General features: G+C 46.8%; 33 protein-coding genes, 2 tRNA genes and 1 pseudogene. 11 read left to right on the top strand and 25 right to left on the bottom strand.

Annotated elements, in window-relative coordinates; all coding sequences use genetic code 11:
- The first annotated feature begins 71 nt into the window (after positions 1 to 71).
- A protein-coding gene (locus H591_RS0112090; RefSeq protein ID WP_156853214.1) for an IS3 family transposase occupies positions 72 to 1,156 on the top strand; the annotation gives its coding sequence in 2 pieces (ribosomal slippage) (positions 72 to 333 and positions 333 to 1,156; 1,086 coding nt in all).
- 825 nt (positions 1,157 to 1,981) lie between these two features.
- Here H591_RS0112090 and H591_RS0112085 read toward each other — a convergent pair.
- The 4 genes from H591_RS0112085 to H591_RS15410 form a co-directional block, all read right to left on the bottom strand.
- Complete coding sequence (locus tag H591_RS0112085) at positions 1,982 to 2,209, bottom strand: hypothetical protein (protein ID WP_022967222.1); 228 nt, start codon at positions 2,207 to 2,209, stop codon at positions 1,982 to 1,984.
- Between the two features lie 105 nt (positions 2,210 to 2,314).
- Complete coding sequence (locus tag H591_RS0112080) at positions 2,315 to 2,671, bottom strand: hypothetical protein (RefSeq protein ID WP_022967221.1); 357 nt, start codon at positions 2,669 to 2,671, stop codon at positions 2,315 to 2,317.
- Between the two features lie 141 nt (positions 2,672 to 2,812).
- The gene (locus tag H591_RS0112075; RefSeq protein WP_022967220.1) at positions 2,813 to 3,148 is read right to left on the bottom strand and encodes a DUF2790 domain-containing protein; all 336 of its coding nucleotides are present in this window, start codon (positions 3,146 to 3,148) and stop codon (positions 2,813 to 2,815) included.
- 215 nt (positions 3,149 to 3,363) lie between these two features.
- Positions 3,364 to 3,717 (bottom strand): recombinase family protein, encoded by a 354-nt coding sequence (locus tag H591_RS15410; protein WP_022967219.1) that lies wholly within the window; start codon positions 3,715 to 3,717, stop codon positions 3,364 to 3,366.
- 281 nt (positions 3,718 to 3,998) lie between these two features.
- Between H591_RS15410 and H591_RS16105 the strand changes: the two genes are divergently transcribed.
- Positions 3,999 to 4,352 carry a hypothetical protein gene (locus H591_RS16105; protein WP_022967218.1) on the top strand — a complete coding sequence of 118 codons (354 nt, stop codon included), beginning with the start codon at positions 3,999 to 4,001 and terminating at the stop codon, positions 4,350 to 4,352.
- 288 nt (positions 4,353 to 4,640) lie between these two features.
- Here H591_RS16105 and H591_RS0112060 read toward each other — a convergent pair whose 3' ends face one another.
- From H591_RS0112060 to H591_RS0112045, 4 genes are all read right to left on the bottom strand, one after another.
- Complete coding sequence (locus tag H591_RS0112060) at positions 4,641 to 5,567, bottom strand: hypothetical protein (protein ID WP_022967217.1); 927 nt, start codon at positions 5,565 to 5,567, stop codon at positions 4,641 to 4,643.
- Positions 5,567 to 5,812 (bottom strand): hypothetical protein, encoded by a 246-nt coding sequence (locus H591_RS0112055; RefSeq protein ID WP_022967216.1) that lies wholly within the window; start codon positions 5,810 to 5,812, stop codon positions 5,567 to 5,569. Before H591_RS0112055 ends, H591_RS0112060 begins: the two co-directional genes overlap by 1 nt.
- Before the next feature lie 96 nt (positions 5,813 to 5,908).
- Positions 5,909 to 7,093, bottom strand: coding sequence for an Arm DNA-binding domain-containing protein (locus H591_RS0112050; RefSeq protein ID WP_022967214.1), 1,185 nt, complete (start codon positions 7,091 to 7,093; stop codon positions 5,909 to 5,911).
- A gap of 15 nt (positions 7,094 to 7,108) precedes the next feature.
- The gene (locus H591_RS0112045) at positions 7,109 to 7,324 is read right to left on the bottom strand and encodes a hypothetical protein (RefSeq protein WP_022967213.1); all 216 of its coding nucleotides are present in this window, start codon (positions 7,322 to 7,324) and stop codon (positions 7,109 to 7,111) included.
- Between the two features lie 111 nt (positions 7,325 to 7,435).
- Between H591_RS0112045 and H591_RS0112040 the strand changes: the two genes are divergently transcribed.
- Entirely contained in the window at positions 7,436 to 7,663 is a 228-nt protein-coding gene (locus H591_RS0112040) for a helix-turn-helix domain-containing protein (protein WP_028244406.1), read from the top strand.
- A gap of 2 nt (positions 7,664 to 7,665) precedes the next feature.
- Here H591_RS0112040 and traF read toward each other — a convergent pair whose 3' ends face one another.
- From traF to H591_RS15625, 8 genes are all read right to left on the bottom strand, one after another.
- A complete protein-coding gene (traF, locus tag H591_RS15405) occupies positions 7,666 to 8,154 on the bottom strand; it encodes a conjugal transfer protein TraF (protein ID WP_022967211.1) in 489 nt (162 codons plus the stop codon).
- A 294-nt stretch (positions 8,155 to 8,448) separates the two neighbouring features.
- Positions 8,449 to 9,681, bottom strand: a complete 1,233-nt coding sequence (arsJ, locus tag H591_RS0112030) for an organoarsenical effux MFS transporter ArsJ (RefSeq protein ID WP_022967210.1) — start codon at positions 9,679 to 9,681, stop codon at positions 8,449 to 8,451.
- Positions 9,682 to 9,691: 10 nt separating this feature from the next.
- Complete coding sequence (locus H591_RS0112025; RefSeq protein ID WP_022967209.1) at positions 9,692 to 10,693, bottom strand: ArsJ-associated glyceraldehyde-3-phosphate dehydrogenase; 1,002 nt, start codon at positions 10,691 to 10,693, stop codon at positions 9,692 to 9,694.
- Positions 10,694 to 10,783: 90 nt separating this feature from the next.
- The gene (locus H591_RS0112020; RefSeq protein ID WP_022967208.1) at positions 10,784 to 11,269 is read right to left on the bottom strand and encodes a phosphatase domain-containing putative toxin; all 486 of its coding nucleotides are present in this window, start codon (positions 11,267 to 11,269) and stop codon (positions 10,784 to 10,786) included.
- Positions 11,270 to 11,303: 34 nt separating this feature from the next.
- Positions 11,304 to 12,323 carry an ACR3 family arsenite efflux transporter gene (gene arsB / locus H591_RS0112015; RefSeq protein WP_022967207.1) on the bottom strand — a complete coding sequence of 340 codons (1,020 nt, stop codon included), beginning with the start codon at positions 12,321 to 12,323 and terminating at the stop codon, positions 11,304 to 11,306.
- 29 nt (positions 12,324 to 12,352) lie between these two features.
- Positions 12,353 to 12,829: an arsenate reductase ArsC gene (locus H591_RS0112010; RefSeq protein WP_022967206.1), complete on the bottom strand. Its 477-nt coding sequence runs from the start codon at positions 12,827 to 12,829 to the stop codon at positions 12,353 to 12,355.
- A gap of 60 nt (positions 12,830 to 12,889) precedes the next feature.
- Positions 12,890 to 13,237: a metalloregulator ArsR/SmtB family transcription factor gene (locus H591_RS0112005; RefSeq protein WP_028244404.1), complete on the bottom strand. Its 348-nt coding sequence runs from the start codon at positions 13,235 to 13,237 to the stop codon at positions 12,890 to 12,892.
- Positions 13,238 to 13,360: 123 nt separating this feature from the next.
- Positions 13,361 to 13,675 (bottom strand): arsenate reductase/protein-tyrosine-phosphatase family protein, encoded by a 315-nt coding sequence (locus tag H591_RS15625; protein ID WP_028244403.1) that lies wholly within the window; start codon positions 13,673 to 13,675, stop codon positions 13,361 to 13,363.
- 154 nt (positions 13,676 to 13,829) lie between these two features.
- Here H591_RS15625 and H591_RS15395 point away from each other — a divergent pair, with 154 nt between their 5' ends.
- Genes H591_RS15395 through H591_RS0111970 form a run of 5 tightly spaced genes read left to right on the top strand, consistent with a single transcriptional unit; the run spans position 13,830 to position 17,356 of the window.
- Complete coding sequence (locus H591_RS15395; protein ID WP_022967205.1) at positions 13,830 to 14,219, top strand: ArsR/SmtB family transcription factor; 390 nt, start codon at positions 13,830 to 13,832, stop codon at positions 14,217 to 14,219.
- Positions 14,197 to 14,907, top strand: coding sequence for an arsenical resistance protein ArsH (gene arsH / locus H591_RS0111985; protein WP_022967204.1), 711 nt, complete (start codon positions 14,197 to 14,199; stop codon positions 14,905 to 14,907). The genes H591_RS15395 and arsH overlap by 23 nt, the downstream gene beginning before the upstream one ends.
- Before the next feature lie 59 nt (positions 14,908 to 14,966).
- Positions 14,967 to 16,040: an ArsO family NAD(P)H-dependent flavin-containing monooxygenase gene (locus H591_RS0111980; RefSeq protein WP_022967203.1), complete on the top strand. Its 1,074-nt coding sequence runs from the start codon at positions 14,967 to 14,969 to the stop codon at positions 16,038 to 16,040.
- 48 nt (positions 16,041 to 16,088) lie between these two features.
- Positions 16,089 to 17,093, top strand: coding sequence for a permease (locus H591_RS0111975; RefSeq protein ID WP_022967202.1), 1,005 nt, complete (start codon positions 16,089 to 16,091; stop codon positions 17,091 to 17,093).
- 26 nt (positions 17,094 to 17,119) lie between these two features.
- Entirely contained in the window at positions 17,120 to 17,356 is a 237-nt protein-coding gene (locus H591_RS0111970) for a thioredoxin family protein (protein WP_022967201.1), read from the top strand.
- A gap of 120 nt (positions 17,357 to 17,476) precedes the next feature.
- Here the strand turns inward: H591_RS0111970 and eno are convergent.
- The 6 genes and pseudogenes from eno to msrB form a co-directional block, all read right to left on the bottom strand.
- Positions 17,477 to 17,650, bottom strand: a pseudogene (eno, locus tag H591_RS15890) (phosphopyruvate hydratase); the annotation flags it as partial.
- Positions 17,651 to 18,049: 399 nt separating this feature from the next.
- A tRNA-Gly gene (locus H591_RS0111960) sits at positions 18,050 to 18,125 on the bottom strand.
- 5 nt (positions 18,126 to 18,130) lie between these two features.
- Positions 18,131 to 18,206, bottom strand: a tRNA-Glu gene (locus H591_RS0111955).
- A 126-nt stretch (positions 18,207 to 18,332) separates the two neighbouring features.
- Positions 18,333 to 18,740: a PA2817 family protein gene (locus tag H591_RS0111950; RefSeq protein WP_022967199.1), complete on the bottom strand. Its 408-nt coding sequence runs from the start codon at positions 18,738 to 18,740 to the stop codon at positions 18,333 to 18,335.
- Between the two features lie 96 nt (positions 18,741 to 18,836).
- The gene (locus H591_RS0111945) at positions 18,837 to 19,718 is read right to left on the bottom strand and encodes an ATP-binding protein (RefSeq protein ID WP_028244402.1); all 882 of its coding nucleotides are present in this window, start codon (positions 19,716 to 19,718) and stop codon (positions 18,837 to 18,839) included.
- Positions 19,719 to 19,803: 85 nt separating this feature from the next.
- Positions 19,804 to 20,205 (bottom strand): peptide-methionine (R)-S-oxide reductase MsrB, encoded by a 402-nt coding sequence (gene msrB, locus H591_RS0111940; protein WP_022967197.1) that lies wholly within the window; start codon positions 20,203 to 20,205, stop codon positions 19,804 to 19,806.
- A gap of 213 nt (positions 20,206 to 20,418) precedes the next feature.
- Between msrB and H591_RS0111935 the strand changes: the two genes are divergently transcribed.
- The 3 genes from H591_RS0111935 to htpX all read left to right on the top strand — a co-directional run bounded on the left by H591_RS0111935 (position 20,419) and on the right by htpX (position 23,036).
- Positions 20,419 to 21,630 (top strand): pyridoxal phosphate-dependent aminotransferase, encoded by a 1,212-nt coding sequence (locus tag H591_RS0111935; protein WP_022967196.1) that lies wholly within the window; start codon positions 20,419 to 20,421, stop codon positions 21,628 to 21,630.
- Positions 21,631 to 21,636: 6 nt separating this feature from the next.
- Positions 21,637 to 22,062, top strand: coding sequence for a hypothetical protein (locus H591_RS0111930; RefSeq protein WP_022967195.1), 426 nt, complete (start codon positions 21,637 to 21,639; stop codon positions 22,060 to 22,062).
- A 101-nt stretch (positions 22,063 to 22,163) separates the two neighbouring features.
- On the top strand, positions 22,164 to 23,036 hold the full coding sequence (gene htpX, locus H591_RS0111925) for a protease HtpX (RefSeq protein WP_022967194.1): 873 nt from the start codon (positions 22,164 to 22,166) through the stop codon (positions 23,034 to 23,036).
- Positions 23,037 to 23,151: 115 nt separating this feature from the next.
- On the opposite strand, the gene H591_RS0111920 is transcribed toward htpX, so the two are convergent.
- Genes H591_RS0111920 through H591_RS0111910 form a run of 3 tightly spaced genes read right to left on the bottom strand, consistent with a single transcriptional unit; the run spans position 23,152 to position 25,145 of the window.
- Positions 23,152 to 23,976: an OmpA family protein gene (locus H591_RS0111920; RefSeq protein ID WP_022967193.1), complete on the bottom strand. Its 825-nt coding sequence runs from the start codon at positions 23,974 to 23,976 to the stop codon at positions 23,152 to 23,154.
- Complete coding sequence (locus H591_RS0111915) at positions 23,973 to 24,320, bottom strand: DUF4398 domain-containing protein (protein WP_022967192.1); 348 nt, start codon at positions 24,318 to 24,320, stop codon at positions 23,973 to 23,975. Before H591_RS0111915 ends, H591_RS0111920 begins: the two co-directional genes overlap by 4 nt.
- Positions 24,321 to 24,326: 6 nt before the next feature.
- Complete coding sequence (locus H591_RS0111910; protein WP_022967191.1) at positions 24,327 to 25,145, bottom strand: substrate-binding periplasmic protein; 819 nt, start codon at positions 25,143 to 25,145, stop codon at positions 24,327 to 24,329.
- Positions 25,146 to 25,249 lie beyond the last annotated feature (104 nt).

Raw genomic sequence — 25,249 nt, 5'->3', positions numbered from 1 at the left:
TGTAATCCCCCCTCAAAACCACAGAGGCTATTTGTAGAAAATTCCATTAATATAAACTCAAGGAGTTTTCTATGCGCAAATCAAAATTCACTGAGAGCCAGATTATGGCAATTCTCAAACAAAATGAGGCTGGAGTTCCAGTCCCTGAACTATGCCGTGAGCATGGTATTAGCTCAGCTTCGTTCTACAAGTGGCGCTCAAAATATGGCGGCATGGACACTTCGCTCATGAAGCGCATGAAAGAGCTTGAAGAAGAGAACCGTCGGCTCAAAAAAATGTATGCGGAAGAGCGCCTCAAAGCTGAGATTCGATTGGAAGCTCTTGAGGGAAAGCTCTAAAGCCATCCCTGCGCAAGGAGATGGCGAAAGAGGCGATAATCAAACATGCCATCAGCATTCGCCTTGCTTGCCTCTGTCTAGGTATTAGCGAGAGCTGTTTTTACTATCAAAGCAAGCTCAATGCTGAGAACGAGCAGATTGCCGACTGGCTGCTTCGATTAACCGACAATAAAAAGCGTTGGGGATTTGGCCTATGCTTTTTGTACCTGCGTAATGTCAAAGGTTTTAAATGGAACCATAAGCGCGTTTACCGTATTTACTGTGAGCTGGAGCTGAACTTGCGTATCAAACCCAGAAAACGCATCAAGCGAGATAAGCCTGACGCGCTGAGGGTTCCAACGACTATTAACGATGTCTGGTCAATGGATTTTATGTCAGACAGTTTAGCCAGTGGCCGCAGCATCAGAACCTTTAATGTCATCGATGATTTTAATCGCGAATGCTTGGCTATAGATGTTGATTTATCTTTGCCTAGCGCACGAGTTATTCGATCGTTAGAGCAAATCATTGAGTGGCGCGGTAAGCCAAACGCAATACGCTGTGACAATGGCCCTGAGTACATTTCTGAAACAATAAAGGACTGGGCTAAAGAGCAGCAAATTACCTTGCAGTATATCCAACCAGGCAAACCGACACAGAATGCTTATGTTGAGCGTTTTAACCGAACAGTGCGTCATGAATGGTTAGATTTAAACATCTTTGACAGCATTGAACAGGCTCAAGAACTTGCTACACAATGGCTTTGGACGTATAACAACGAACGCCCTCACACTGCTATCGGAGGAGTACCGCCAAGGCAGTTATTACAGGCAGCTTAAATTCTACAAATGAGCACTGTGGAAAATGGGGGGATTACAGCTGGAATCTCGCGGTCAGATGCCAATGAAGTTGAAATCAACGTGAACACTGAGTGAATCATATTTGACCCAATTCACCCTGTAAAAGCTGCAACCACTTTAAAATCCCAACGCCCTGACACCCCGCCTAACTTTTTATCCTGATCCTTTCGCAGCTCTACCGTCGAAGCATAATAGTTAGACAATCGGATATATATATTGTTGCTTAATTAACGCTATTCATCATGAGAAAACTAATGATCATCAACTTAGTGGCTCTCGCAGTCGGTACCGTCTCAGTAAGTTTCAAGCTACAAGCTTCGAGGTCCTCGACAACAACATCGAGCAAAGCCTAGCAACCACGAATGTTTACAGGAGCCTCAGCTGCTCGTGCTGTACTAGAGTGGATAGAGCATTCTGGAAGCAATAGTTTTGACGTGATCATCGGCATATCCGTTCCGTAAATGCCCAGCATGGAAAGTGGTCAGCAGGACAGTTATGACGTACTTGCTTCCGCTGCTGACGGACAAACCGAAAGTGTGAACATTACGAGTACTGATACGTCGTGCCTTATGCACCTGACGTTCTTTTTCTCCGTTTGTACTCCACCGCTGATGCCTGGTACTTACCCATCGTCACCGGCGGAATAATTAGTAGTTTCAGAATTTAGATAAACGTTTTTTACGTGATAGCGATTGCGTGGGTATGCAGACTTGATGCAACTGCATGTCTTCAACCCTTAAGCGCAGTAAGCGGAGCAAGGAACTGATGGGCGTACCCGGTGATTATTTCAAGCAGCCGTACTTCTCACTCATTCCGCTCCTCTGCTTTGTCCGCCGGCCAGTCCGCAAACGCAATAAAGTATAGGAAAACCAGGTTCAGCATTGGAATAAGAATCAGGATTTCCATCCAACCCGAGTAACCGATACGCTGGCAAATTCGCCAAGCCGGCACAACCACTAAAATGGCCATGACCAGCATCCATAGCCAGTGTCCAGCCCACATTGTGTTGCCAAACATATGTCCTTCAATCATGGAGTTATCCTCAAATTTGCATGTTAAATATCTATAATAGTGCCAAGCATGGCCATCTCTAGTAGCAAGTGGCGGTGCCTTGTTACCCGCTGATTTGCCCTCCTATTACTTTTTCATAATAGAAGGGGGTTTTGAGCAGCAGCTAGGCACATGCTTGGCATTCGCACGAACATTTTCGTCAGTGAACCTGTACCACGCGAGCCTTTGACGCTGCCACCAACCGGCTTTTAAACGGCTGCCACGTGCCTCAATAAGGTCTATCAGTTCGTCAGTGGACCAATGTGTGCCATCGAACGTGACAATCAATTGACCTTCCGGCTTGCCTTCAGCGAAATCAACACAAGGGTGATTATTCAGTTCTTGGATAAAGTTCTCCCACTGAATATCAGTTAAACCCTCGACTGCCAGCTTACGTCGAAGAAGAAATTGTGACTGGCTTGTTACTTTATGGGCTTTGACCATGGCTTTGCACCTAGCAGCATGTTTGGGTGGTCTCACGCAACACACTAACTTGAATTCTAACTGAGTCTATATAGAACAGCAGATATAGAATCAGTACTTTACCTAGCTAAAAGTATTAGTTCTTAAATCCAATATAAGAACTTATCCTCCACGATTGCTAGGACAGTCACCAAGTTGCGTATAACGAACAGAATGCAACTCTCCTTGAGAATCTTCGTAACTCATTATTTTCTTGAAATTGCCACAAACTTCAATATTTCTTGTTTGGTGTATAAGTCTAGCTACATCAATTTCCATTCCATACTTATAATCAACAACCATAGGCTCTATTTTATTGTTTTCTATAGCGTATTTACGCATTATCTCTATATTTTGCTGTTGATCTTTTTGATTAATCGGCTCAACTGATGATTTAGAAAAAGCTAACTGAGTCGAGCTGAATAGAATAATTGCTATTATCGATTTAGTGATATTCATAACTATCTCCATTAATTGTTATAAAACTATACATAATGGATACTTTCAGTACAGTGACTCTAATATTACATTCGTGTAATGTGTTCTATGAGTTTTAAAGTCGTATAACAGATAGACAGCCTATGCAAAGAACTTACTAGAAACTGGTTGATTCAACTGATCGGATCTGACTAACTCCGACACTTTTATGGTGAAAAATGAACAGCTATAAGATGTTAAACATGGCAAAGGCTACTGCATTCAGATAAGTTTAAGCAATAATCTACCGATAATTCCAGCGAGACAATCATCAGCTTCTTTTTCGCCAACATAAAATTAAGTGTTTCCCAGCCAGTTTGTTTCAAGCGTGCCAGACGATCAATTTGTTCAACAAAAATAACGCCACCTTCGCCAGCGTCTGAAACCAATCTCATCAGTTCAGGCCTGGTGAGTGTCGCACCTGATTCATTCTCAACGTAAAATGATGCGATCTTTTTCCCATGGTCAGCAGCGAATACAATTAGTAATTTTTTTGCACGCTCGGTATTTTGTTCAGTTGTGGATGCGCGAAGATAAGCACGTAGGAACATTTCTCACCAGCAGTCTGTTTTGAGTTGTTCTGCTATTGCAGTCTGCTATAGATGGTTCTTAAATATGTTTTATGCATAATCCGCATAGTCTTTTTGATGTATACCTTAATCAGTTTCAGTCAGACGATTGAGAGACTGTTGAACTGCGGGAAGTCCATTTGATCTTGATAATAAGCGGTTGATTGATGCTGATGCAGTTAGTCTGCTTTTGAAAAACACCTATAGTGATTAAACATGTAGTGGCATGGAGAGCTTGCTCCACGCTACCAGAGCAACCCAAAATGAGTTCGCTCAGCGAACTCATTGTCAACGGGCTATTGCTGCTCTATTTTTTTCTCACTTTTGCGCTTGATTTGATTAGCAAACACAAACACTTTATAACTCAGATAAAATCAAAAACCTGCGGGGCTTATATGCACAATAAAATTAAACGCGGGGATAGCAGCACCGCTACTAGGCTTTCTAAATTAGCTAAAATTAGACTGACTATACCCAGCGCTATCGAGGAGTCAGATAAAGTCTCACGAAAGATCAAGCTACCTTTTTTAGAGGCTGACCTGCTCAACGGGTTAGATGCCTATGGTGCTCACGCAAATGAGCTTGTGCAGCTTTTTTCTAGTGAAATGCGCAGTTAACAGTTCAGTACCTGCCTGAGCACAACTACTACCTCCTCTCTACTTTTACACCCGCGTACGCAACCCAATGTGCCAGACATTTATTCCGTAAAATAACACCTAACAAGCTGGTGCCAGTGGCCATTAACAGTCGGTATCAGACTAAAAAACGACATAATCTTGTTACATCTAAACCAATACTAAAAAATCTTAGCCGTTAGTTTAAATGTAGATCAGCACTGAATGACGCCAAGCTCCATTTAGTAACCGATACCCCTGGCTCATTACAAACCAAGGGGCGGTGTTGCTTTATGGCTCGCCAAGCTGCCAAAACACTTCAGACTGTGAGCCCCCTAATCTCGCAAACCTTTCTGATGGCTGCTTATCCTGAAATGCCCTATGACGCTGATTGTTGGTCATACTCATCAAATCAGCACTACGGATACTGAAAGTAATTGGCAAGTGAGGGCCGTTTTTACGTGTTTTACAAAGGCTCTCAAGCATATGCCTGATTGCTTCAGCACCATCAGCCCACTCTTTCTCAAACAGTTGTAACGCTGGACCAAGCACTTCAAAATTGAGCACCTCATAAGAAACTAGACCTGCAGTTGCCTTTGGCGTGTCATTAGCTGTATTGATATATACGCGGCCAATCTCATGGAATAGACCTGCAACTGCAGCAAGCCAACGCTCGTGCTCTGCAAAGCACATAGTTGAGCCATAAACCATCTGTGCTACTTCCAGGCTATGTCTAGCAAGCCCACCCGGTTCACTGAAATGTCTATCCTTACTGACTGGAATACTAAAAAACAAACCGCCAATACTAGGGTTTCCAAGTACTTGATATGCAAATTTTCTCAGTGTCTCGTATGGGCATTTATCAAGCCATTCCTGTGTGCTTGTAAGTAACTCACGCACTGGAACGCTCGTATAAGGCAGATGATCTAGCGTGTTAAACCGATGCAATATTTTCAAGTTCGTACCAACATAGCTATCACTATTATTGTGCTGCACCAGCGTTAAAGAAACAGGCACATCACCTACCGTATCAAAATATGCAGAGTGGTCTGCAACATCAAGCAGCACAGAACAGCATAGATTCAAATTTGCAAAGCTAACGCAAATACTCGATTCCTGTGTCGAAACAGGATAGAGCTTGCGTGTTCGTATACAGCCAGTCACATCAGTAGGCGTAACCATTTCAAAATCATCTAAATCAAAATTAAACTGGTTCATTATGCTGCACTCCACTGATTCATAGTCTGCTCTAAACGATCGAGTAAAAACGGTAGCATTGCTACACCGCACTCTTCGTCTAGAGTGCACAGTGTCTCTCTTACCCACGTCTCAAGAGCTTCAAGATTGCTGTGCTCGTTGCCTTTACCTATTAAAAAAACCAATGCATCGCCTTCTGGAATCTGCATCGCATGCTGCATAGCTTTTGCTAAACGACGATAGATACTGCAGGTTAAATTAAGCATATGAGCCTTCCTTTTGCTTAGTATTGGAGGTTTGATTCAGTTGTTTTGTCAGCAAGCAGCCGAGTACTGTGATTCTAAAATGCGAGAAGACTGCACTCATTCCTCATACTCCTCTAGCTCTACAGCACTGCGCTGTATCAATGCCTCAAAAGCAGTACCGTCCTTACGTAATAAATCAGGCACATAATTGCTATACACTCTAAACAACATTTCAGTATTCGAGTGACCTAGCTGCTTAGCTATCCACTCGGGGTTCTCACCAGATGCCAGCCATAAACTGGCTGCGGTATGCCGCGTCTGATAAGCACTGCGCGGCTTAATCTGTAAAAGCTTTAACGTTGGATGCCAGATTCTGCGATTAACATTGCGGTAATCAAAGGGTTTACCCACATTGTCGCAAAACACATAATCAGCCCAACCAGCGGTTACTACATGTTGCTTTTGTAGAGCCTCATAAACCTGAGAAGACATTTTTACAGTCCGATTAGAATCAGCTGTTTTTGTATCACCCAACTTGCCGTCTACAAGAGCTTCCTTGATATAAATTTCTTGGCGTTCAAGATCAACGTTGCGCCAGCGCAACCCATCAATCTCACTCGTCCTTAAGCCTGTAAAAAAACGTACTGTGTAGTAATTTTTAAAATCAGGCCTAACAGTGGCTAGAAACCGATAAATCTCATCCAAATCAAAAGGTACAATCTCAGTTCTCTTTTCTTTTAAGTTTTTAATGCCTCGGTAAGGCGTTTCAAAACCATACCTATCAGCAGCTTCTTCAAGTATCATTCTTAGTGGTGTCATGATCTGGTTGATCCTTGATGCTGCCAGACTCTTCTGGTGTGTTCCGTGTTTCACTTTGGCGAGAGAGGCGCGGAACTCTAGAAGATCTGGCTTAGTAATTTGTTCAATATTTTTTAATGCAAAAAACGGCATTAAATATTTATCTAGCATGGTCTGAATTTTTCTCTGGTAACTATCCCTCCATTCGATTTGTCTTTCATAAAACCAAGTTTTAGCAAAGTCTTCAAATAGAGGCGTACCACTTTTAGCAGCCTCAACTTTTTGCCTAATATTGCTGAATTGTTTGGCTTTTTTACTTTTCGGGAAATACGTCCCGTACTCAAAAATACCTAGGGTTATTTCAGCCTCTATTTTTGTCATCGCATGCATAAGCTTGCGATGATTAGCCGGCGTATCATCAAGCACTGTCTGCTCACGACACCTCTGCCCCATATATTGAAAATCAACAACCAGCTTTCCATTTCTTGCGCGTACTGATGCCATAACGTCATCCTCCAGTTACTGTAAAGCAACGCCAATCATGTTTTCGGCAATGCTTTTCAACATGTCTTTTTCAATGTTTTCCCACAGATAAAGAATCTTGCGACCACCAAAGGGTTTGATGTAATGCACTCCTTCAAACAAAACACTGTCCTTAAGTTGATTACGAATCGTTTTAGCGTCATAACGAATTTTTACTGACAATTCCTGGGTAGTCAGGTAGGTGTATGTCATAATAATTACCTCGTATTTTTTACCATTAAGGTGTTACTTTTTACCTTCATGGCCAATATAGGCCTGAAAATAACACAATGCAAGTACTTTTTACCTACTAAGTGGTATTTTATGATTATTTTTAAACTGCCTATTTTGTTGGCTGAGAGAAAACTCAAAGTGGCCGATGTCGCCCGAGCAACCAAGCTAAGCAAAACAACTCTTCATAAGCTGTATAACGAAGAATCCAAGCGGATAGATTTTGAAACGATAGATACTCTGTGCCGTTTTTTAAACTGCCAGGTAAGCGATCTGTTTGAATACAAGGAGGATGAGGAAACCTTAGATAAGACTCAATGAACTTAATACAAGCCGACCCAGCACAAAACTTCTGCGAAAAATGAATGGCTCATCCGATTGGCAGCATAGGTCGCCAAGGGTCTGCGACTGATTTCATCCAAAACAGGATCGCCCATGACCACCTGCTGACTAACATCAGCAAACTGTGAACCCTTATCCATCATGACGCGCTGAAGATACAGATAAGCCCTGACGTTCTCATTCGTCGGCTCATCAATTGCCTTGTCCATGAACGATTGCATATGCTCTCGGAACCATGCGGCACTGAAGGGCTTTAGTTCGCTCTGACTGGACTCCACGACACCAGTTTCCGGCTCTATCAGCTCATCAGGCTGCTCAGGTTCAGGAATAACCTGATACCAAAACCAGCCTTCCTGACCACGCTGATAGAATGGTCCATCACTGGCATGGGCGGGCAAGATGAATAGCAAGAAAATAATGATTGGGATGGTCACCCATAGGATGAACCAAGGGAACAAGGGGGTTCTCATTGTCAGCTCCAGAAAATTTCATAGAGCTAACATGCTAATGATCCCGGTAAGAGCGATTGGCCAGATAGATGAATGAATCGTGTGTTTTTCTGACTAGCTGTTGTGACCAGTAACAACAGCTAATTTTAACGAGCCAAATTTATGATTGGACCGCTTTGAGCGAAAAGCAGCTGTTCATATCCGACGCTCTCGAAAAAACGACTCTCTGCTTTAACTTAATTACGGACATTCGTTTTTTCGTGAGGCCAGCAGCCAAGGAGCTTGGGAAATTGATCCGGACTATTGTACCGGTGACTACTCCCTTGGTGTTTTTAAAAACATCGTGATGATAACCGTCAAACCAAGGAACGCACTCGACACCCACAAACACGCCTGTAGACCCTGCGCCTGATACACCCAGCCCGATAAGATTGTGCCGATTAAACGGCCCATCGCGTTGGCCATGTAATAAAATCCGACATCCAGTGAGACGCCATCCCGTCCGGCAGAACTCACGATCAGGTAGCTGTGCAAAGACGAGTTCACCGCAAAAATCGCTCCGAATAACATCAAGCCGCCGATCAGGATCCACAGTGAATAAGGGATGTATGTCATCCCCACGCTTATCAGTAAAGGGATGCTGCACAGTAAACTCGCCCAGAGCAGCGCCGTGCTTGCATTGGGCACTTTGCCCGATTTTTTTCCGGTGATGGAAGGAGCAAACGCTTGTACAGCGCCATAGCCAATGACCCAAAGTGCTAAAAAGGATCCTACTTCGGCATGAGTCCATTTGAACTGAGAGGACAAATAAAGCGGCAACGCAATCACAAACCAGACGTCACGTGCACCAAATAAGAATAATCGGGCTGCCGAGAGTTGGTTGATGGTGGCGCTTTTTGACAACAGATCTTTAAATTTGGGTTTGAATGAGCTTTTGCCGAGATCTTTCTTTAGCAGCAGCACACTCAGCAGCCAGACCAACGCCAGCATAGCGGCCATTACTGCAATAGCTCCCTGAAAACCAAGCCATGTCAGTAAAACACCGCCCAGGAAAAAGCCAACGCCTTTGAGCGCATTTTTAGAGCCGGTCAGGATGGCCACCCACTTGTACAATGCGCCCTGAGCACTGTCTGGAAGGAGTAGTTTCAATGAGCTTTTGGCACTCATCTTATTCAGATCTTTGGCAATGCCAGACATGGCCTGAGCCGCCATCACCCAGACAACGGTCAATAGCTCACTGGGCACCAGTAACATGGCTAACGCGAACACCTGCAAAAATAAACCAATATTCATGGTTTTATTCAGGCCCAGTCGTGCGCCTAGCCAACCTCCGACTAAGTTAGTCACCACCCCAAAAAACTCGTAGAACAAAAACAGTGAGGCGATGGCTAGTGGTGTATACCCTAACTGGTAGAAATGCAGCACGATCAGCATTCGCAGAGCACCATCAGTCAGGGTAAACGCCCAGTAATTGCCTGTGACAACAAAGTATTGCTTTAACTCAGTACTCAGTGTGTTCACAGGTTTTGTCAGAGGTTGATGTGTCACGCCATACTCCTTATGCTTTACCCACCATCCGGGCTAATTCCACGGTACGGTTCGCATACCCCCACTCATTGTCATACCAGGCATAGATTTTGACCTGAGTGCCGTTCACTACCATCGTGGACAAGGCATCAATGATGCTTGAGCGTGGATCGGTTTTGTAATCGACAGACACCAGTGGCCGCTCTTCATAGCCTAAAATACCGTTCAGTTCGTTTTCGGATGCTGTTTTCAGGAGTTGGTTGACTTCCTCTGCCGTGGTGGCTCGTTCTACTTCAAATACGCAGTCTGTTAACGAGGCATTGGCCAGCGGCACCCGCACTGCGTGGCCATTTAATCGGCCCTTCAGTTCAGGGAATATCTCTGTGATGGCAGTAGCGGAGCCTGTGGTGGTCGGAATTAAACTGCTGCCACACGCACGGGCACGGCGCAAATCTTTATGCGGTGTGTCTAAAATAGATTGTGTGTTGGTCAGATCGTGAATGGTCGTGATCGAACCGTGCTTAATGCCAAGCTGTTCATGAATGACTTTAACGACTGGCGCTAGACAGTTGGTGGTGCAGCTGGCCGCCGTGACAATTTGATGTGTCTTGGCATCAAAAAGCTGGTGATTGACTCCCATAACGACGTTTAAGACACCGGCTTCTTTGACTGGAGCACTCACCACAACCCGTTTGACGCCCTGATCCAGATAAGCCTGAAGCTGTGCTTTGGTTTTCATTTTGCCGGACGCTTCAATGACAAGATCACAGCCAGACCAGTCAGTTTCTGCAATGGCTTTATTGTGTGTTACCGCAATACGCTGCGTGTTAATCACCACCGTGTTGCCATCTGCGGTCGCTTCGTGGTGCCAGCGGCCATGCACAGAGTCAAAATTAACTAAATGTGCAAAAGTCACTGCATCTCCTGCGGGGTCGTTGATCTGCACGAACTCAAACTCAGGCCAGTCAAATGCTGCACGTAATGCTAAACGGCCGATACGGCCAAACCCGTTAATACCGATCTTAATTTTCATATCCATTCCTTCCTCACCGACTGGCGGCTTCTCTCGCCATCGGGATGTTCATGCCTACTATTTATTTTTCTCTGAGTATCATCTGATGGCTCAGAGCGCGTTGAAATACTCTTCATGAGGTTTGAGGGTCAGTGCAAACGGTCGTACAGCTTGCACTCGTTGCTTGACTCGCTCTTTATCGACACCACGCTCGACCATGATTTGTGCGGCTACTAATCCGGTCCGGCCTGAGCCGCCTTTGCAGTGGATCGCCACTTTCTTACCGTCTTTTAGTAACTGATGAACCGTAGGACCATGCTGTTGCCAGGCTGATGCAAAGTCTGCCAATGGCGCATGATCATCTTCAATCGGGCATTGAAACCATGCCAGCTCAAGCTCTGCACAACGTTCAGGTAAATCTGTGACCGCATTGCGTTCCATTTCTTCTGTTGGCATTAAGGTAATGATGGCCGATGCACCGGCCTGTTTTAACGTAAGCAGTGAGGCGTTAAGCGATTCGCCTTTGGTGCCTGGGCACGGTGTGAAGATCAGGGCTGCCGAGCCTTCAAGTACTAATTCATCATAGGGATGTGACATCGTGTTGTCCTTCTTGGATTATAAACAGGGTTAATCAATTGGGTTGAAACCAATGGCGAGTCCGGTTCGCAAACCATACCAGTGACAACATCACCGGCACTTCGACTAAGACTCCAACCACTGTGGCCAATGCTGCGCCAGAATTCAGGCCAAACAGTGAGATAGCAACAGCCACTGCCAGTTCGAAAAAGTTACTTGCGCCTACCATTCCGGCAGGAGCTGCGATGTTGTGCGGTAAATGCATCTTGTAGCCAGCCAGATACGTCAGCGCAAAGATGCCATAGGTTTGCAGCAGCAACGGGATAGCGATTAATACAATGGCCAGCGGTTGGCTTAAAATGGTTTGCGCCTGAAAACCAAAGAGCAACACCACGGTCGCCAGTAAGCCGAAGATAGACCAGGGTTTAATTTGCGCAAGTAATGCAGACAAGTCGTCCAGCTTTTTTCTGGCAAACAGGCGTCTGGTCCAAACCCCTGCTAACAAGGGCAGTAGGACATACAGCGCGACGGATAAAAGTAGCGTAGACCACGGAACGATGATGTCGGAAACGCCCAAAAGCAGCGCACTGATCGGAGCAAAGGCAAAAATCATGATGATATCGTTCACCGAGACTTGTACCAGGGTGTAGTTCGGATCTCCCTTGGTCAGTTGGCTCCAGACAAAGACCATGGCGGTGCATGGTGCCACGCCCAGTAATATCATGCCTGCGATGTACTCCGTTGCTGTTTGTGGGTCTACCCAATCGACAAACAGGTAGCGGAAAAACAACCAGCCCAGTAATGCCATAGTGAACGGTTTGATGAGCCAATTCACCACTAAGGTCAGCACAATAGCTTTGGGCTTTTTGCTGACGTCTTTGATGGCACTAAAATCAATCTGCACCATCATCGGGTAAATCATGACCCAGATAAGTAGCGCAATAACAAAGTTCACCTGTGCATATTCAAGTGATGCCACGGTCTGAAATATGCCAGGGACCAGATTGCCAGCAATCACCCCAACTAGCATAGCGAGGGCAACCCACACCGATAAATAACGTTCAAATAAGCCCATGAATGCTCCTCAATTTTAGTGGGTCTGATTTACAGCGGGTATGCATGGGCAATAGAGGCGATGGCTGCCTGGTCGAGCTGCTGCAATCGAAGTAGTGCCTCACACCGTTTAGTCAGTACGTCCAACAACAGCTGAAACTCAGTGTCAACTTGTGCTGGAGTCAGACCCGCACGGGTTGGATCGGGCAAGCCCCAATGTCCTTTGACCGCACGGCCAAACCAGACAGGGCAGGACTCTCCGGCAGCTTGATCGCATACTGTGATCACCACATCCGGATGAAACTCGGTTAGCTCGTCCCAACTTTTACTCTGAAGGTCGTCCGTGGCGATTGACCACTTTGATAAGTACTGCAACGTCAGCGGGTGAATAAAACCACGCGGCGAACTGCCTGCACTTGCCACTGCGACCGGTGTTTCATGACCGGATTGGCTGGCCAGATGTCGTGTTAGTGCTTCGGCAAGAATGCTACGACAAGAATTATGGGTACATAAAAACAGAATATTCATAGTGACCTCAGATGTATCAACACGCACCACGCCTCGTGGTTGCAAGCCTCTAGACGGATACTAAGGGCAGCAGGCTGCCGCTCGTTCGGGTCTATCTCCCATGGAACACAGGCTTTTCATCAAGGGCTGAATGAGTACCTGGTTTTGTTCAAGCGTCTGCACAATGGCTTGCTTGGCCCAGTGTGGTAGTTCAGGGTTGAGTCTATAAAACACCCATTGAGCTTGTCTGCGGTCCAGCAGTACATGAGATTTTCTTAACATGGCCAGATGGCGTGACACTTTGGGCTGTGTCTCATTGAGTGCTGTAGTGAGTTCACAGACACACAACTCGCCTTCTTGAGCAATTAACAACATGGAATGCAAACGGGTTTCATCTGCAAGCAGTTTGAAGAACTCTAATGGTTCCATCAGGACCTCACACTTCATTACGGTTTATCTGAACGCTGTTTGTCGTACAGCAACACAAACATTTTGATACGTTCACTTAATTCATGCATGGTGGTGTCATAGGCTTTGTCAGACGCCCCTAACTTAGGATCGGGAAAATCCCACGCCATAATGTGTTTCGCAGGCAGGCCCTCTGAGCATTCCTGCTTTACTGCACAGAATAATGGCGTACTCCATCGTCAGCCCTGCAAATTCGTCCAGCGATTTTGAGCGAAGCCCTTCCACAGAAAGACCATGACGTTTGATTGCTTCCATCGCCCGTATATCCGGATGTTGGGGATCAGTACCTGCACTTGCGACTTCAAAGCGATCCCCAAAATTGTGCTTTGCTATCGCTTCAGCCATCAATGACCGTGCGGAGTTCTCCGTACAAATGAAGATTAGGTGTGGTTTAGACATCATGTGCTCCTTAAGATATGCGCTGGATCATATATATGTTTTTTCGTATGTCAATGGGTTGTCTTCCCCCGATGGGGTGCCATCGTGATTTGACAATAGAGACAAAGGCGCTTAGCATTTGCCAATCGTCGATTAACGATAATGAATCATGACTATGGAAAACACAGGAACAGCCTCGCCATCAGAACTCGCGTCCAACGACGCGCTGGCCACAATAGCGAAGGCCCTTGCCCATCCGGCACGGGTGCAGATCGTTCGGTTGTTACTCAGCCGAAGCAGCTGTATCGGCGGCGAAATTACGCAGGAGTTGGGCCTGGCTCAATCCACGGTTTCTGAACACCTTCGCATTCTGAAAGCGGCTGGAGTGGTGGTGGGCGAAATTGAACACCCGCGTATTTGTTACTCCCTAAGCGTACAACGTTTAGCGCCCCTGAGTGAATTTCTGACGGCCATTGGGCTTCAGTATCAAACGTCTGCTTTAAAAGATGGATTGTGTTGTCCCATAGAAAAAAGAGAGCGTTATGGACCATCTACCGAACATTAAAACAGATGTATTTGCAGTACCATCCACTGAACAGGTATTTGCTGACACGCCAGCCGAGCACAAACCTCGTATCTTGTTGCTCTATGGTTCGCTCAGAGAGCGGTCATTTAGCCGATTAGCAACAGAGGAAGCATCACGGATCCTTGAGGCTATGGGGGCCGAAACAAAAATGTTTAACCCACGGGGTTTGCCTTTGCCTGACGCCGAAGATGCGTCTCACCCAAAAGTGGTGGAGCTACGGGAACTGACTCAGTGGTGTGAAGGCATGGTCTGGACCTCACCAGAACGTCATGGGGCAATGACCAGCATTATGAAAGCACAAATTGATTGGATCCCCTTATCGATGGGCGCAGTCAGACCCACACAAGGAAAAACACTAGCCTTAATGCAAGTTTGCGGCGGTTCCCAGTCGTTTAACACCGTCAATCAAATGCGCATACTGGGACGGTGGATGCGTATGCTGACTATCCCTAATCAATCGTCTGTCGCAAAAGCATTTAACGAGTTTGATGACAACAATCGGATGAAACCTTCACCTTACTACGATCGGATCGTGGATGTGATGGAAGAGCTGGTGAAATTCACTTTGTTGGTTCGTGATCGCAGTGACTATTTGACAGATCGGTATTCTGAACGCAAAGAGTCAGCAGAAGCTTTAATGGCTCGGGTTAATCAAACCGCAATTTAATTGACGTTCCTTGTAAACAGAACTGCAACAATGAGCGCAATAAATAAGCAGGAGTCCGCATGACAACAAAGATTTTTGATGTGATAGTTATTGGCGGAGGGCAAGCGGCGTTGTCCGCTGGTTATTACCTGCGCAGAGCAGGGATTGATTTTATTATTTTGGACAATCAGGACCTTGCTGGGGGCGCTTGGAACCATACCTGGCCTTCATTGCGGCTCTTTTCACCTGCGATGTTCAGCTCGTTACCCGGCACTTTATTTTCGACGAAGAAAACAGATACCTACCCGCATCGGGATGAAGTAGTCAGTTACCTTAAGCGTTATGAAGAGCATTACCAATTACCTGTGTATCGCCCGCATCATGTAAAAACAGTGGTGCACGATACTGCGCATAACTGCCTTAAAGTAAGCGATGGTAAATACAGTTGGCTGACCAGAACCATTATTAGTGCCACCGGTAACTGGAGCCATCCGGTCATTCCTGCGCTGCCTGGCGCACAGACATTTCAGGGTGAGCAGTGTCATTCTGCCCACTATCAAGGCCCAGAACTTTACCAGGGCAAAACTGTATTGGTGGTGGGCGGCGGTAACTCCGGTGCACAAATATTCGCAGAGCTTGATGAAGTGGCTACTGCAACTTGGGTCACAAGAGAGCCGCCTAAGTTTTTAGCAGACGACGTTGATGGCAGAGTGTTGTTTGAACGTGCTACAGCACGGATCAATAGCCAAGCAGGCAGCGCGACAACAGATCAGCCTGTCGGTGGGATCGGCGATATTGTCATGGTGCCACCGGTGAGAGCAGCACGAGAGCGTGGGGTTTTACAGGCTAAACCGATGTTTAGTCACTTTACCGTAAATGGTGTCGTCTGGCAGGACGGCACTGAACAAGCAGTTGATGCAGTGATTTGGTGTACTGGTTTTCAACCGGAACTTCAGCATCTTGCTTCATTAGATATTGTCGAAGCAGATGGCAAAGTTTTGGTGCAGGATGGCCAATCGGTGAAAGAACACCGGGTTTGGTGTTTTGGATACGGCGACTGGGCAAGCCCAGGTTCAGCAACCCTGATTGGTGCAGGGCGAAGCGCTCGCGACAATATTCCAAAGTTAGTGGCGTTCCTCAAAACAGGCGTCTAATAGCATTCCTGTAAATCGTTTTTAACTCATAAGCTAACGAGGTATTACATGGCAATTTTCGAGTGGCTGAATAACCAGTTGTTAAAGATGGAATGGTTATCTTGGTTAGTTCGTCTGTTGGTAGAAGATGTCTTCGGCCTGTCGATGCAAACAGCCATTGGCGCCAGTGTTCATTTTTTTATTTATGATGTGATTAAAATATTTATCCTGCTTGCTGTGCTGATTTTCACAGTGTCCTGGGTACAAAGTTATTTTCCACCCGAGCGCACGCGAAAAATTCTGGGAGGTATGCAAGGCTTTAAAGCAAACCTGACAGGTGCTTTGATGGGTACTATCACGCCGTTTTGCTCTTGTTCGTCAATCCCACTGTTTATCGGTTTTACCAGTTCTGGCTTACCGCTTGGTGTCACCTTTTCCTTTTTGATTTCCTCGCCGCTCGTCGATTTGGCTTCCGTCATTTTGCTGGCCAGTATCTTTAACTGGTCGATTGCGATTGCATATGTGCTGGTCGGTTTAGTGTTGGCAGTCATTGGCGGGACCATCATTAGCAAAGCCAATATGACCCGTTATGTGGAGTCATTTGTCCTTCATAGCCCGGTCTTGGATATTCCACAGGCCGAACTAAGCCGTAAAGACCGTTTCGACTTCGCCACTAACCAGGTTGCAGATATTTTTAACAGGGTGTGGGTTTATGTATTGATTGGTGTCGGTATTGGTGCCGCCATCCACAATTGGGTGCCGGAGTCCTGGGTTAGCTCAATGTTGGGTCAGGACCACTGGTGGTCAGTCCTGGTCGCAACTCTGATTGGCGTGCCGATGTATGCTGACATTTTTGGTACGCTACCTATTGCTGAAGCCCTGGTTGGCAAAGGCGTCGGTCTTGGTACTGCACTGGCGTTTATGATGTCAGTCACTGCTTTATCGCTGCCATCACTCATCATGCTGAAAAAAGTCGTCAAAGCGCCACTGTTACTACTTTTTGTCGGCATTGTCGTATGCGGAATTTTTATCATAGGGCTGTTGTTTAATGCCTTTGCCTACTTATTTATTTAACAAGTTTTTTTACAAGGAAATTGAAAATGAAAATCAAAATATTGGGTTCAGGTTGTTCCAAATGTAAAACGCTAACTGAAAATACTCAAACTGCTCTGACACATTTGGGCATGGTTGCGGAGATTATCAAAGTAACGGATTACGCCGAAATCGCCGCTCATGGCGTGATGTCTACGCCCGCTTTGGCAATAGATGACAAAGTGGTGTCGGTGGGCAAAGTTTTACTCAGTTCGGAAATTGAGACCTTGTTACAGGCTCGCTGACCTCGGTATTTGTAAGCCGCAGCGTTAAGGCTTGTGATTCGCATGGTTGGATTGGAATACTGACGAGATAGTGGCCCAGAAAGTACTTCCCTGCATTTTTCGTGTGTCCTTAGTATGGGCTCACCAGTAATAGAGAGCACCTCCTGCCAGATCTTGTTCAATTTCCAACAAACGATTGTATTTGGCAATTCGTTCGCTTAGGCGTGCTGAACTAGTTTTCAAATGCCCTCCATCCTTTGCTACGGCAAAATCTGCCAGAAATGTATCTTCTGTCTCTCCAGAGCGGTGCGACAGAAAGTAGCTCACCTTCATCGGCAACCAAATAAACCATAATCAGAAAGCAAAGCTCGGACATGACTTATGAGCAATTCCCAAGTCAAAACAAGGTCGTGGTCAAGCAAATAAAACGATCAAATAAGCCAAAAACCAGCACAGGGTCGGAGTCACCACCCAGGTCGGCGACCAAAGCATATGTCACCAATCGGTCACCGTTGGGTCACCGATTTTAAAAAAGCACAATTCAGCGCCCTGCCTTAGCTCTATAAAAAGCCGTGGCATGCACAATTAAAATGATTTTAAAGCGCCCAGAACGGCACCAAAGAAAGTGAGCAAAACCAATAGAATCAAGGGCTCAAACAACAGACGAAAAAAAAGAGCCTTTCGGCTCTTTCTTTTTTAGCTTGACGCCAAATTTGGAGCGGGAAACGAGACTCGAACTCGCGACCCCGACCTTGGCAAGGTCGTGCTCTACCAACTGAGCTATTCCCGCAAAAGTGGCGTCCCCTAGGGGACTCGAACCCCTGTTACCGCCGTGAAAGGGCGGTGTCCTAGGCCACTAGACGAAGGGGACGCATCCTTGAGCTTATTACAGCTTGCAACTTCTAAGCTTGGGCGATTTGCTTTATTGCTTGAAGTGGCGCGCATATTACGGAGCATCCCGCGATGCGTCAAGCATTTTTTAAAAATTCTTTATATTTCAGTGCTCTGGAGTCTTTTCTGGCATAAACATCAACTGAATTTCGTGATTCCAATCGAAGTCTTCACCGTTTTCTAAGGCTTGATAACGGCGGTCTTCCAGCTGCTGATACTTATCAATTTCATCGTCTGGCATAAAATGTAAGCAATCACCGCCAAAAAACCACAGCAAATCGCGCGGTACTAAATGGGCAATTTGCGGATAACGCTGAAACACCTGGCTAATGATGTCTTGTCCGACATAGAGATCATCACTGCTCGCGCGCAAGTCTGCGACCATCTCATCAAAGCGCTCAAGAAATAATGCGTGATGATTTTCTGGCACCACGTCTGCATCTGCTACCGCGACTAAAATCGTGCGCAGGTGCGCTAGCAACTGCAAGTGTTGTTCGACATGCTGTGTGGTCATAGTGTTATCCCCTTAAAAACAAGCCGCCCAGTATAGAGCCTGCACGGCATTAACCCAATACACTGCAGCACTCGACGCTAGACAAAACAGCGACGGTTATACAGTCTGCTCTAACAAGCGCAAACCCACCCACTGTTTAGCAAACTGCGCAGCGCAACGACCATTGCGATTGCCCCGCGCTGTCGCCCAACTGATCGCTTGTTTGGCCGTCTCTTCAGTAAACTGCCAGTCAAGCTTGCTAGGCCGCGCATATTCACCAATCCAGTGCTGCACCACATCTAAGTAATGCTCTTGATTGAATGGGTAAAACGACAGCCACAAGCCAAAACGATCAGACAAGGCGATCTTGTCTTCTACCGCCTCACTCGGGTGCAGTTCACCACCATCACCCTGCTGCCAATGCTGATTGTCGCTGTGCTGCTCGGGAAGCAAGTGGCGGCGATTGGACGTGGCATATAACAGCACGTTATCAGGTGCACGCTCTAAAGAGCCGTCCAACACACTTTTCAAAATACGGTAATCGCCCTCGCCGGCCTCAAAGGACAAATCATCGCAAAAAACAATAAAGTGCTGCGGCAAACCGGCTAGAGATTCAACGATAAGCGGCAAGTCAGCCAGCTCATTACGCTCAACTTCAATTAAGCGCAAACCTTGCTCGGCATACTCAGCCAACAATGCGCGCACAATAGAGGACTTTCCGGTACCGCGTGAACCCCATAACAAAGCATGGTTAGCTGGAAAGCCGCGCATAAACTGCTGGGTATTGCGCAATAACTGTTCACGCTGCAGATCGACACCCAACAAATCAGCTAAGCGAATATCTGCACCCAGCGCAATGGGGCGAAAAAAGCTGCTATTGCCTTTACGCTGCCAGCTTGCGGCATAGACAGTATTCCAATCAATCGGCTCGGCCATTTTTGGCAGCAAAGGCTCAATGTGTTGCAAGACTTGATTAGCACGCTGCAAAAACTCATTCATCAACTCAGACACAAACACTCTCCAACAGATTACTTTGCTGTTCTAGATCAGCAGATGACGCAAGCTTATATAGTGATTAAAGCAATCACTCAGCAGGCACTGGCTCAAGCTGCAAAGCCACAGAATTGATGCAATAACGCAAGCCTGTTGGCTCAGGTCCGTCGGGAAAAACATGACCTAAGTGCGCATCACAACCAGAACACACCACCTCAACACGCTGCATACCTAAGCTATTATCAATGTGCTCAATCACGGCATTTGGCGTCAACGCCTGCCAGTAACTTGGCCAGCCACATCCAGCGTCAAACTGATGCCGCGCATCAAACAAAGGCTGCCCACAGCAAACGCAATGAAACACACCCTCAAACTTTGGCGAACAATACTCACCAGTGAAAGGCCGCTCTGTTCCGGCTAAGCGGCACACACGAAATTGCTCATCAGAAAGCTGCTTGCGCCATTCTTCTACGCTCTTTTCAACCTTTTGCATCACATTCTCCAATTAAAGCAGGGTGATAAGCATACCGCTCCCTTTCACCTTTGCTAGCACAGTCGTATGATAGGCATCTTTAAGTGCCTCTATATGACTTGCTGGTTAAGCGCAATGTAGGGAGGCACGGGCTACTTATGCGACAGCGCTCAAAATCGCTTTTTATCGACAGAACGCCCCTTATTGACCTTTTTATTCGGGATACTCAACATCATGCAGTTCAGCAAATCGAACAAGCTCGCTAACGTCTGTTATGACATCCGAGGCCCTGTCCTGAAACACGCCAAACGCCTTGAAGATGAAGGCCAGCGTATTATCAAGCTCAATATTGGTAATCCTGCACCCTTTGGCTTCGAAGCACCAGAGGAAATCCTCCAGGACGTGATTCGTAATTTACCGACAGCGCAAGGTTACAGTGATTCCAAAGGCCTGTTCAGCGCGCGTAAAGCGATCATGCAGTACTACCAGCAAATGAATGTTGAAGGTGTCGGCATTGAAGACATCTATCTCGGCAATGGTGTTTCTGAGCTGATCGTGATGGTGCTGCAAGCACTATTAAACAACAACGATGAAGTGCTACTGCCTGCGCCTGACTATCCTTTGTGGACTGCGGCGACCAGCTTGGCTGGCGGCAAACCTGTGCATTACTTATGTGATGAGCAAGCGGGCTGGTTTCCAGACATTGACGATATGCGCTCGAAGATCACCTCGAACACCAAAGCCATTGTTTTGATTAACCCAAACAACCCAACAGGTGCCGTGTATTCCAAAGAAGTGCTGCTGGATATTCTGGAATTAGCGCGTCAACACAATTTGGTGGTTTTCTCTGACGAAATCTACGACAAAATTCTGTACGACGATGCCAAGCATATCTGCACTGCTTCCTTGGCTCCTGATGTGCTTTGCCTAACCTTTAACGGTTTGTCTAAATCCTATCGTGTGGCCGGTTTCCGTTCGGGCTGGGTGGTAATTTCTGGTCCTAAGCACCGTGCGCGCAGCTACATCGAAGGCTTGGATATTCTGGCTAATATGCGTTTATGCGCTAACGTGCCAGCGCAACATGCCATTCAAACAGCACTCGGCGGCTATCAGAGCATCAATGATTTAGTGCTACCCAACGGCCGTTTGCTTGAGCAGCGCAACCGTACTTGGGAGTTACTCAATGATATTCCTGGCGTCAGCTGCGTGAAACCCATGGGCGCGCTCTATGCTTTCCCGCGAATTGATCCAAAAATCTGCCCAATTCATAACGATGAAAAATTCGTGCTGGATTTATTGCTGTCAGAAAAACTCTTAGTCGTACAAGGCACGGCGTTCAACTGGCCGTGGCCGGACCACTTTCGCGTGGTGACGCTACCGCGTGTGGATGATCTGGAACAAGCTATCGGTCGCATCGGCAATTTCTTAAAAACCTATCGCCAGTGAGTATGCATGGATCTTCATATTGACGATTTTTACAAGGACGCAGCGCAAGGCCTGCTGACGCTTTATCAGGCCTTTCCCGCCAAAACCACGCTATATATAGATGATTTAATCGGCTATATCGCGCCTGATGAATTTGGTCTACCCAGCGATCGCCAACAGCGCTGTTTAAGCACTTTTATCTGGCTTGCTGAGGAAGGTTATTTACGTTATCAAAGCACCATTCGTTTCGAAGCTTTGGATCAAATCGAACTGTGTGAAAAGGCTTTTTTACGCTTGAGCAACATGATTACACCGCTGCCCACTACCCTTGCCGAGGCACCGCCGAGCGTACGCCGTGCGCAAGGCAATTTAGCCAACCAATTGCGTGAAGCATTTCAGGCGCAAGACAGCGAGCGGGTGATTGAATTGATGCAAGTGTTCTTCCAACGTTAAATGCAGCACATTTGACACAGTTTGCAACAGTCATACCCTTGAAGCGCAGCCGCGCAACCCTTATATAGTTCACCTGTTTACACTTTTGGAGCTTTTCGCACATGATGCGTATCTTTTTATTCTTAGCCACTAACATCGCAGTATTGTTGGTTGCCAGCGTTACTCTCAGCTTGCTGGGTGTCGACCGTTACACCGGTCAAAACCATGGTGACTTGTTAATATTCTGTGCTGTATTTGGCTTCTCCGGTTCTTTGATTTCTTTACTGATCTCAAAGTGGATGGCCAAACGCAGCACCGGTACGCAAGTCATTGATCAGCCACGCACACGCCAAGAGCAATGGTTATTACAAACCGTTGAACAACTGGCGACCCAAGCCGGTATTGGTATGCCAGAAGTGGGTATTTTCCCATCCCACGAATCCAATGCCTTTGCTACCGGCTGGAACCGTAACAAGGCTTTAGTGGCCGTCAGCCAAGGTTTGCTGGATCGCTTTTCACCCGAAGAAGTGAAAGCGGTACTGGCCCATGAAATTGGTCACGTCGCCAATGGCGATATGGTTACTATGGCGCTACTGCAAGGCGTGGTGAATACCTTTGTGATGTTCTTTGCCCGCATCATCGGTGACTTTGTCGACCGCGTCTTGCTGAAAAACGAAGACGGCCGCGGTATTGGCTACTTTGTTGCGACCATTGCTGCCGAATTAGTCCTTGGCCTACTCGCGAGCATTATCGTGATGTGGTTCTCGCGTCGCCGTGAGTTCCGTGCCGATGAAGCCGGTGCTGATTTAGCTGGCCGCCCTGCAATGATTGGCGCGCTGAATCGCTTACGCGCTGAACAAGGCATTGAGTCAGAAATGCCCAAAGCATTAATCGCTTTTGGTATCAGTGGCGGCTTAAAAGAAGGTTTAGCCGGCTTACTGATGAGCCACCCACCTTTAGAAGTGCGCATTGCCGCGTTACAACAAAAACGTTAAATCCGAGCTCATAAAAAAGCCCAGCACGCAGTTCATAATGCGGGCTGGGCTTTTTTGTTCTATGCCATAACCAATACAGCCTTACCAGTCCTTCCAGCGGCCAGTCATAGCAAGATTATTCGCGCTCAGGCGCCAAGCGCCCTACCTCATCAGAAAACACTATTTCGACACGGCGATTTTGCGCACGACCACGCTCTGTGGCGTTTTCTGCAATCGGGAAGGCATCACCATAGCCCATCACCTGCAAACGCTTAACATCGACACCAAGATCGACCAGCGTGTCAGCTACAGCTTGCGCTCGGTCCTTGGATAACTGTAAGTTCTCCTGCACATCACCATCGCTATCACTGTAACCTTCAATGCGCACTGTACGCTGGCCATTCATTTGTAGAAACTGCACTAACTTAAGCACCGTGCGATTGGCAGCAGGTTTTAAATCAGCGCGGCCACTGTCAAATAGCATATCGTTGAGCGTCAGCACCAAACCGCGCTCAGCATCTTGGGTTGCCAAACTGATCATTTGCTCTTCCAGCCACTGCCCTTGTTGCTGCACGCTCATTAAACGCGCCTCACGCAAGGCCAACTGCAAACGCTCGCGTTGAATGCGCAACTGCTCTATTTGCTGCTGATAACTGGCAATTTGGCTGCGTTCTTGAGCAATGTGCGCGTATTGCTGGCTTAGGTAAGCAAAATGCTGCACATCTTCTGTGCTACCTAAATAACCGGACAATTGCTCGGCACGTTGCAATGATTCACCCGCTCGCAGCACATCTTTAGGCGCACTGGCCAACACCTGACTATCATCTTTAATACTATTAAACAGCTCATCAGCTTGCTGCAGCGCCTGCTCCGCCTCGGTGTAATGCGCGCAACCAGTCAGCCCGACAACAGACAATAAAGCACCAGTTACGATTATTCGACGCACAGAACACGTACTCATTGAGACTCTCCTAACTGCAAACGCAAGCGTTGAATCTGCGCAGTAATTTCCGCCACTTTATTACGTTTCATGCTGCTTAACGCTTGCACTTCAGCCAAGCGCGCATCCAACTCAGCGCGTTCAGCATACAAACGCGCAGCACGGTAATCTTCTGCAGCTAAAGCCTCTTGCGCTTTTTGTAAAGCGATTTGAGCGGGTTGCAAAAAGTCATCAGCACCCATCGTCTGTGCCTGCTCAATCGCTTGCTCAGTAATACGCAACTGCTCAATCGGCGCAGGATCAGTGGCACAACCCGCCAACCATAAAACAGCACTACTGAGGATAAAAACCTGTTTTACTAACATACTAAGTTACTCACCTACGACTGAGGGTTGACTAGGGTGCAATGCTTGCCAGCGCTGCATCACAGTATCGAGACGGTTTTGTGCGACATCTTTTTGGGTTAAAGCAAGCAACCCTTTAGATAATTTGTTACGCAGAGCTTGATCATTACAAGCAGAGTCTTTTGCCAAAGCGACAAACAACTGATGACTGGCCACTGGCGGCTCAATCGCTTCAAACAGATCAAGCTGACCGGCTTTTTGTAAGCGCAAATACTGCTGATGATGCTCAGCAATCAAATAATCAGCACGCCCGTCCAAGACCATTTGCGTAGCAGTTTTGTTATCTGCCACGTGGCTAACAGGCCAGGCCAGTAATTGCGCCTGCAGATCAAAACTAGGCAACTGCTTAGGCTCAAGCGCGCCGCGTAATCCTGATAACTGTGGCCATTGCTGCAGCGAAACTTGCTCTGCGCTGCGCCGCCAAACTCGATAATTTTGCTCTGCATAAGCTGGCGACACATAATCCAAGCGCGGATCTTGCTCAGGCTCACTGCGCACACCAATAATCAAATCAACACGTCCGCTACGCACTTCACGTAACGCTTTTTTCGCGTCCTTGGTTGCCACTCGTTGTATATTCAGCTGGGTTTTTTCTGCAAGTGCTTCTAACACATCAACGCTCAAACCCTGCCTAACGCCAGTATCAGTCACCTGCCAATCATAAGGTTCGGCGTTCGGATACACGACAGCCATCAGTGTTGTGCAGGCTTGCTGCGCGGCATACGCCGTACTCACAACCATATTGCTGGCCAATAATAAAAAACAGCCTATCAATCGCCCGCTCATAACACTCCATCACTTAACTCGCTTAATCAAGCGCCTATATTACACGTCCATAGGCCATCAAGCGCTATGCCAATGCTTTCAGCTCATTCGATTAACACTTAGCA

Source organism: Denitrificimonas caeni DSM 24390, assembly GCF_000421765.1.
GTDB lineage: Bacteria > Pseudomonadota > Gammaproteobacteria > Pseudomonadales > Pseudomonadaceae > Denitrificimonas > Denitrificimonas caeni.
The sequence above is the reverse complement of the archived record's forward strand: the minus strand, read 5'-3'. Positions and strand labels throughout refer to the sequence as shown.

What these genes read in the sequence shown, in the direction of transcription:
- H591_RS0112085 (WP_022967222.1), bottom strand. Translation starts at nt 2,209, where the DNA reads ATGATTGAAGGACATATGTTTGGCAACACAATGTGGGCTGGACACTGG.
- H591_RS0112080 (WP_022967221.1), bottom strand. Translation starts at nt 2,671, where the DNA reads ATGGTCAAAGCCCATAAAGTAACAAGCCAGTCACAATTTCTTCTTCGA.
- H591_RS0112075 (WP_022967220.1), bottom strand. Translation starts at nt 3,148, where the DNA reads ATGAATATCACTAAATCGATAATAGCAATTATTCTATTCAGCTCGACT.
- H591_RS15410 (WP_022967219.1), bottom strand. Translation starts at nt 3,717, where the DNA reads ATGTTCCTACGTGCTTATCTTCGCGCATCCACAACTGAACAAAATACC.
- H591_RS16105 (WP_022967218.1), top strand. Translation starts at nt 3,999, where the DNA reads ATGAGTTCGCTCAGCGAACTCATTGTCAACGGGCTATTGCTGCTCTAT.
- H591_RS0112060 (WP_022967217.1), bottom strand. Translation starts at nt 5,567, where the DNA reads ATGAACCAGTTTAATTTTGATTTAGATGATTTTGAAATGGTTACGCCT.
- H591_RS0112055 (WP_022967216.1), bottom strand. Translation starts at nt 5,812, where the DNA reads ATGCTTAATTTAACCTGCAGTATCTATCGTCGTTTAGCAAAAGCTATG.
- H591_RS0112050 (WP_022967214.1), bottom strand. Translation starts at nt 7,093, where the DNA reads ATGGCATCAGTACGCGCAAGAAATGGAAAGCTGGTTGTTGATTTTCAA.
- H591_RS0112045 (WP_022967213.1), bottom strand. Translation starts at nt 7,324, where the DNA reads ATGACATACACCTACCTGACTACCCAGGAATTGTCAGTAAAAATTCGT.
- H591_RS0112040 (WP_028244406.1), top strand. Translation starts at nt 7,436, where the DNA reads ATGATTATTTTTAAACTGCCTATTTTGTTGGCTGAGAGAAAACTCAAA.
- traF (WP_022967211.1), bottom strand. Translation starts at nt 8,154, where the DNA reads ATGAGAACCCCCTTGTTCCCTTGGTTCATCCTATGGGTGACCATCCCA.
- H591_RS0112025 (WP_022967209.1), bottom strand. Translation starts at nt 10,693, where the DNA reads ATGAAAATTAAGATCGGTATTAACGGGTTTGGCCGTATCGGCCGTTTA.
- H591_RS0112020 (WP_022967208.1), bottom strand. Translation starts at nt 11,269, where the DNA reads ATGTCACATCCCTATGATGAATTAGTACTTGAAGGCTCGGCAGCCCTG.
- arsB (WP_022967207.1), bottom strand. Translation starts at nt 12,323, where the DNA reads ATGGGCTTATTTGAACGTTATTTATCGGTGTGGGTTGCCCTCGCTATG.
- H591_RS0112010 (WP_022967206.1), bottom strand. Translation starts at nt 12,829, where the DNA reads ATGAATATTCTGTTTTTATGTACCCATAATTCTTGTCGTAGCATTCTT.
- H591_RS0112005 (WP_028244404.1), bottom strand. Translation starts at nt 13,237, where the DNA reads ATGGAACCATTAGAGTTCTTCAAACTGCTTGCAGATGAAACCCGTTTG.
- H591_RS15625 (WP_028244403.1), bottom strand. Translation starts at nt 13,675, where the DNA reads ATGTCTAAACCACACCTAATCTTCATTTGTACGGAGAACTCCGCACGG.
- H591_RS15395 (WP_022967205.1), top strand. Translation starts at nt 13,830, where the DNA reads ATGGAAAACACAGGAACAGCCTCGCCATCAGAACTCGCGTCCAACGAC.
- arsH (WP_022967204.1), top strand. Translation starts at nt 14,197, where the DNA reads ATGGACCATCTACCGAACATTAAAACAGATGTATTTGCAGTACCATCC.
- H591_RS0111980 (WP_022967203.1), top strand. Translation starts at nt 14,967, where the DNA reads ATGACAACAAAGATTTTTGATGTGATAGTTATTGGCGGAGGGCAAGCG.
- H591_RS0111975 (WP_022967202.1), top strand. Translation starts at nt 16,089, where the DNA reads ATGGCAATTTTCGAGTGGCTGAATAACCAGTTGTTAAAGATGGAATGG.
- H591_RS0111970 (WP_022967201.1), top strand. Translation starts at nt 17,120, where the DNA reads ATGAAAATCAAAATATTGGGTTCAGGTTGTTCCAAATGTAAAACGCTA.
- H591_RS0111950 (WP_022967199.1), bottom strand. Translation starts at nt 18,740, where the DNA reads ATGACCACACAGCATGTCGAACAACACTTGCAGTTGCTAGCGCACCTG.
- H591_RS0111945 (WP_028244402.1), bottom strand. Translation starts at nt 19,718, where the DNA reads ATGAATGAGTTTTTGCAGCGTGCTAATCAAGTCTTGCAACACATTGAG.
- msrB (WP_022967197.1), bottom strand. Translation starts at nt 20,205, where the DNA reads ATGCAAAAGGTTGAAAAGAGCGTAGAAGAATGGCGCAAGCAGCTTTCT.
- H591_RS0111935 (WP_022967196.1), top strand. Translation starts at nt 20,419, where the DNA reads ATGCAGTTCAGCAAATCGAACAAGCTCGCTAACGTCTGTTATGACATC.
- H591_RS0111930 (WP_022967195.1), top strand. Translation starts at nt 21,637, where the DNA reads ATGGATCTTCATATTGACGATTTTTACAAGGACGCAGCGCAAGGCCTG.
- htpX (WP_022967194.1), top strand. Translation starts at nt 22,164, where the DNA reads ATGATGCGTATCTTTTTATTCTTAGCCACTAACATCGCAGTATTGTTG.
- H591_RS0111920 (WP_022967193.1), bottom strand. Translation starts at nt 23,976, where the DNA reads ATGAGTACGTGTTCTGTGCGTCGAATAATCGTAACTGGTGCTTTATTG.
- H591_RS0111915 (WP_022967192.1), bottom strand. Translation starts at nt 24,320, where the DNA reads ATGTTAGTAAAACAGGTTTTTATCCTCAGTAGTGCTGTTTTATGGTTG.
- H591_RS0111910 (WP_022967191.1), bottom strand. Translation starts at nt 25,145, where the DNA reads ATGAGCGGGCGATTGATAGGCTGTTTTTTATTATTGGCCAGCAATATG.